This is a genomic window from Thermogutta sp., from assembly GCF_014359955.1.
In the GTDB taxonomy this organism is placed as follows: Bacteria; Planctomycetota; Planctomycetia; order Pirellulales; family Thermoguttaceae; genus Thermogutta.
In genome coordinates this window covers 1-4514 of record NZ_JACIYL010000333.1, presented here as the reverse complement: position 1 = coordinate 4514, position 4514 = coordinate 1, and the positions used below count along the sequence as shown (strand labels likewise).

Annotated in this window: 3 protein-coding genes; 1 reads left to right on the top strand and 2 read right to left on the bottom strand. The window is 57.0% G+C overall.

Going from position 1 to position 4514, the window contains the following annotated elements; genetic code table 11:
- On the top strand, positions 1-1167 hold a 1167-nt coding region (ppk1, locus tag H5U08_RS10855), incomplete at its 5' end, for a polyphosphate kinase 1 (RefSeq protein WP_297032907.1).
- A 371-nt stretch (positions 1168-1538) separates the two neighbouring features.
- Here the strand turns inward: ppk1 and H5U08_RS10850 are convergent.
- Both H5U08_RS10850 and hisA read right to left on the bottom strand, forming a co-directional pair.
- Positions 1539-3641, bottom strand: a complete 2103-nt coding sequence (locus tag H5U08_RS10850) for an elongation factor G (protein ID WP_297032905.1) — start codon at positions 3639-3641, stop codon at positions 1539-1541.
- A 156-nt stretch (positions 3642-3797) separates the two neighbouring features.
- The coding region (hisA, locus tag H5U08_RS10845) for a 1-(5-phosphoribosyl)-5-[(5-phosphoribosylamino)methylideneamino]imidazole-4-carboxamide isomerase (protein WP_297032903.1) at positions 3798-4514 on the bottom strand (717 nt) is incomplete at its 5' end.

Here is a 4514-nt window from a genome sequence, read left to right as displayed (position 1 = left end):
CCACCACGCGATCTGCTCGGGTGGGAGGACCTCTGGAAGGCGATCCTGGACCACGACGTGATGCTGTTCCACCCCTACGAAAGTTTTGAGCCCGTGGTGAGATTTCTCCGCGAGGCAGCCAGCGACCCTGATGTGCTCGCGATCAAGCAGACTCTCTATCGGACGAGCGGGGAATCACCCATTGTGGAAGCCCTGGAGACGGCCGGCCGAAAAGGCAAGGAAGTCACAGTGATCGTCGAGGTCAAGGCACGGTTCGACGAGGCGAGAAATGTCCAGTGGGCGAGACGGCTGGAAGATGCCGGATGCCACGTGATCTATGGGGTGGCTGGCTACAAGACTCACGCCAAGGCGCTGCTGGTTGTCCGCAGAGAACAGGGACGCATTCGACGGTACGTGCATCTTTCTACTGGCAATTACAATGACCAAACAGCACGGATTTACTCGGATATTGGGCTATTCACCGCAGACCCCGATATCACCACAGATGTGGCGAGCTTTTTCAATCTCCTCACTGGATATTCAGAGGCGGTGGGCTGGAATAAACTCACTGTTGAGCCAGGAGAGTTGAAGGCAAAATTCATCTCCCTGATTGAACGGGAAATTGAGGCAGCCACCGCTGACTATCCGGGATTGATACTGGCTAAAATCAATTCACTCCAGGACAAAGATATTTGCACCGCGCTTTACAAGGCAAGTCAGGCAGGTGTTAAGATTAAACTGAATGTCCGAGGGATCTGCTGCCTGCGTCCCGGAATTCCCGGTGTTTCGGAGAATATTGAAGTGCGATCGATCGTGGATCGATTTCTGGAACACGCACGAATCTTCTATTTTTCGAACGGAGGGCGAGAAGAAGTCTATCTGGCCAGTGCGGATTGGATGGAGCGCAATCTCGAGCGACGGGTGGAAATCATTTTTCCTGTTCAAGACCCCGTTCTGCAACAGCGACTGATCGAAACTCTTAACATTTACTTTTCAGATAACGTGAAGGCGTGGGAACTCTGTCCTGATGGAACATATCGGCGCGTTCCGTCGGGCCATCCCCGGATTCGGGCACAGGAATATTTCTACCAGAAAGCCGTCGAAGCAGCCCAGACTTCTCTTCCCAAGGATATTCGCTATCGGCCATTACACCGGGAGCAGGCGTCCGGCCAGGCTTCCGAACGATGAGACGGTGCGTCGCCGACGGAGTCTGCCGGGCAGCGGCTGGTCATCTTGGATCGCCAGCATCTTCCCATTTTTGCCCGACAGTCTTGGAAGACCTACCGAAGCCGGTGCGCGATCGTATGCGCGGCTGCGGCGCTGTCAAACTGTACGACAACCGGTCGTGTCGGGCTGTGAAGTGCCCCAACACAGGAGATGGAGAAAGGCCCAGTTGGCAGGATCGGCTCCGGGGGCCCTCCTGCGGATCACAGTCACAACCTGCGCCGGAATAACTGGCACCCGGTCAAACACCGGCCGTTGGTACCGTCCAGAGGGCCGGCCAGTGCTTCCCGGTGAAAGCCGATACGTCTCAGGAAACCGCGGAGAAAGCCTGGGGATTATTCCTCTTCTTCCTCTTCCAGCTTGGCTTTTTCGATGATTTCCCGCTGGATATTGGCAGGCACGACGTCATAGTGACTAAATTCAAGAGTATAACTGCCCTGCCCGCCGGTAATGCTGGAGAGAGCCCGGCTGTAGTTGATGACTTCCGCAAGGGGAACCTCTGCCACGATCGTTTGGAAGCCACCGCCGGCGGAGGTCATGCCGAGCACCCGACCGCGGCGGCCGGACAGATCGCTGTTGATATCCCCCACTTTGTCGGCAGGTACCGTCACTTCGATCTTCACAATCGGTTCCAGCAAAGCCGGTTTGGCCTGCTGGAAGACGTTCCGAAACGCCATGGACGCTGCCGTCTTGAAAGCCTGTTCGGAGCTGTCCACAGGATGGTGTTTCCCAAAGAAGACTTCCACACACACATCCTGAACGGGATACCCGGCGATGACTCCCTTGGCAATTCGTTCCAGAAAGCCTTTTTCGACGGCCGGCATAAAGTTACTCGGAATAGTTCCACCCACGATGGAGTCAATCCACAGGAAATTCGACTCCTCGTGGTAATGGATTTCTTTCATTTCGGGAAAGCGTTCCTTGGTGGCGAACTCCTCAATCTTTGTGCCACGCGGGAAGGGGAACATCCGGATGTGGACCTCTCCGAACTGGCCGCGACCACCTGTCTGCTTTTTGTGGCGGTACATCCCTTCGGCCTTGGCCTGGATCGTCTCCCGATAAGGAATTTTCGGCTCCTTGACGTCCACCTCGACCTTATCCCGCCGCTTGAGCCGCTCTCGGATCACCTGGAGATGCAACTCGCTCATCCCGGTGATGACCAACTCCTTGGTTTGCGGGTCGCGATCCAGACGGCATGTGGGATCTTCCTGGCAGATTTTGGCAAGAGCACCCGAGAGTCGTTGTTCGTCGCCGCGGCTTTTCGGCGAGATGGCAAGACCCGTCATGGGCGTGGGGAACTCGATGGGCGGCATGGAGAGCTCACCGATCGACATGCCCGTCCGAAGTTCCTCCACTTTCGTTACGGCGACGATTTCTCCCGCAATAGCCTCCTCGATCGGCACCATTTCACTGGCCTGAACATGGAAGAGCTGCGCGATCTTAACACCTTTCCGTTCGCCGACGACGGGAATGGTGCTGTTCGCCTTGAGCGTCCCCGAGAACACACGCAAATAGCTGATCTTCTGCACGAAAGGGTCAACGCGCGTTTTGAAGACCTGCGCAACAAGCGGACCATTCGGATCCGCGTGAAGTTCCACCACCTCATCGCCGTCCAGCTTTTTCGCCTTGCGGACGAGACGATCGGGCGAGATACCGCACAGCTCAAAAGTTTGCAGCAACTCAGGGATTCCCACGCCCGTTTTCGCTGAGATGCACACGATGGGGATCAGCGAACCGTCCAGCATAGCCCGCGCGAGCAGCCGCGAGATTTCTTCATCGGTAGGCATCTGGCCTTCGAAATATCGGGCCAGGACTTCCTCGTCGGCAACGACGATGGATTCCATAAGAGATTGACTGATGCTGCTCGGATCCACCACCGCACCGGCGACATTGCTCTCTGCACGCAGGGTGCTCGCCACGCCGCGGAATTCCTGTCCCAGTCCGATCGGGACATTCAGCAAAACGCAGCGATCACCGAACGTTTCTTTGATCTGGGCAAGCAATTTTGGAAAATCGATATTTTCGGCGTCGAGTTTGTTGAGAATGATCAACCGGCCAAGACCCGCCTTTTCCGCCTCTTGAAAAACACGACGCGTATTGACCTCAATCCCGGCCTGAGCGTTAATGACGATGGCAGCGATGTCCACCGCTCGAAACGCCCCGATGACCTGCCCGATGAAATCCCGGTAACCCGGGGTGTCGAGCACGTGATAGTGATAACCGTTGTGGTCGAAGAACGTGACTTTGGCCTCAATGGTGTAGCGGTGGGCTTTTTCCTCCTCGTCGAAATCGCAGAAGCTCGTGCCCTCATCCACGCTGGTGGGTCGATTGATGGCTCCGGTGAAATTGAGAAGATGATCGAGAAGCGTCGTCTTTCCCACCGAACCGTGACCGCACAGGGCAATATTGCGAATCTTGTTGACGGACAGTTCTGCCATAGTCACTGTTCCCTCGCTTTCTCAGGGTCCACAACGCTCGATCGTACTTCCTTGAGTATGTCCCTCACCGAAGTGATATTTGTGCGGACGTTTTCTTTGGCCGTCACGATGGCCCTCCGGAAAAACCGGAAGCGATTTCTCATCCATGGTGCGACGTCACTGCCCCGAGCTGGCCGAGGCGGAGCTCTCTTGAGTCGCTCCACGGTCCTCGGCGGCCTCCAGGGCTTCCGGTAGGGTGAATCGCTGTTCATAAAGGGCCCGGCCCAAAATGCAGCCCGCCAGGCCCGCTGCCTTCAACGCGCGAATGTCTTCGAGAGACGCAATTCCCCCCGAGGCGATGACGGGGACGGTGACGGACCGCTGCATCTCGGCCATTGCGGCCACGTTGGCCCCTTTAAGCATGCCATCGGTCGCAATGTCGGTGTAAACGATCGCCGCGATGGGCTCGGTTTGGAATCGCCGCGCCACATCGATGGCCGGTTCCCGTGAAGTCTCCAGCCATCCATCGGTAGCGACCAATCCATCCCGGGCATCCAACCCAAGGACAATTCGGCCCGGAAATTGGCGGCACAATTCTCGGAACCATTGGGGATCCTTGATTGCTCGGGTGCCGATAACCACCCTGGTCACTCCGGTTCCGAGCAGCTCTGCCACGGTTTCCGTTTGCCGCAATCCCCCCCCGACCTGGCAAACGAGGCCCGTGGCCTGGATAATCTTGATTATTACGGGAGTATTAGTGGGGTTTCCCGTCCTGGCCCCGTCCAGGTCCACGATATGGACGCGTCTCGCGCCGAGTCGCTGCCAGTGCCGTGCCATTTCGACGGGATCTTCTCCGTACACCGTCTCGCGGTGGAAATCCCCCTGGCAGAGCCT